At 66.3% G+C, this 1197-nt stretch carries 2 protein-coding genes; both read left to right on the forward strand.

The features are described from left to right. The coding region (locus KVS71_RS17120) for a dihydroxyacetone kinase subunit DhaK (protein WP_217585114.1) at positions 1-187 on the forward strand (187 nt) is incomplete at its 5' end. Positions 188-378: 191 nt separating this feature from the next. After that, positions 379-1098 (forward strand): MIP/aquaporin family protein, encoded by a 720-nt coding sequence (locus KVS71_RS17125; protein WP_217585115.1) that lies wholly within the window; start codon positions 379-381, stop codon positions 1096-1098. Positions 1099-1197: the final 99 nt, after the last annotated feature.

Below are 1197 nucleotides of genomic sequence, written 5' to 3' on the forward strand. Positions count from 1 at the left end.
GTACCTTCTGTACGGCATCGCACACGAGAAGCTCGCGGCCCAGGGAATCACCCCAACCCGTAGCTATGTCGGCGAGTACTGCACCTCGCTGGACATGGCGGGCGCGTCCATCACGCTGGTCAAGCTTGATGACGAGATTCGCGAACTTCTCGAGGCTCCCGCGGAGATCCCGATCCGCACCTTCTGAGCAGCCCCCCGCTGTTCGGCGTAGGTCGCGCTGCGCCGCACAGTCCCGTACCGAGCGCGCCCGGGTAGACCGCGATTGACCTTCCACCTTCTACCCGGGCGCCGCCCCCTCGCACCACCATCTGTGACCACGCGCACCCGAGCGCGTGGTTTGACCTGCGCGGACGCAGACGTCCGCGGAAAGGAAACACCATGGACCTCGGATTGATCTTCCTCTCCGAAACGGTCGGAACGGCCCTGCTACTTCTGCTGGGTTGCGGAGTCGTCGCCAACGTCTCCCTCATCAAGAGCAAGGGTCTCGGATCAGGATTCCTCGCGGTCAGCATCGGTTGGGGTCTCGCCGTCTTCGCTGGAGTCACGGCATCGTACTCCTCGGGCTCGCACCTCAACCCGGCCGTCAGCATCGCCCTGCTGATCCTCGGAAACATCACATTCGTGCAGTTCCTCGTCTACATTGCCGCTCAGCTCGTCGGTGCCATGCTCGGAGCGCTCCTGGTCTGGATCACATACCGGCGCCACTTCGACGAAGAGCCCGACCCCGCCACGAAGCTCGGCGTCTTCTCGACCGGTCCTGCCATCCGTGCCTACGGCTCCAACCTCGTCACGGAGGTCATCGGAACGTTCGTCCTCGTGTTCGGCATCCTCGCCTTCACCAATGGAGGCACCCCCGCGGAACTCGGCGCCCTGCCCGTCGCCTTCCTGGTCATCGGTATCGGTATCAGCCTCGGCGGCCCCACCGGTTACGCCATCAACCCCGCGCGCGGCCTCGGGCCTCGCATCATTCACGCCATCCTCCCCATCAAGGGCAAGGGCCCCTCCGACTGGGCGTACTCCTGGGTGCCCGGGGCCGGCCCGCTCATCGGAGGCGCGCTCGCCGCCGCGCCCTCCATCGCACTGCTTCCCGTCGCCTGACGGGAACTTTCAACCCCTCGGCCGGCCCATGTCTGTCAGGCCTTCATCGGGGCCGGCCGAGGCTCCACCCCACTCGTGGCCCACCCGCTGCCGACCACC

It is taken from the genome of Microbacterium sp. GbtcB4, from assembly GCF_019091465.1.
GTDB lineage: Bacteria > Actinomycetota > Actinomycetes > Actinomycetales > Microbacteriaceae > Microbacterium > Microbacterium paraoxydans.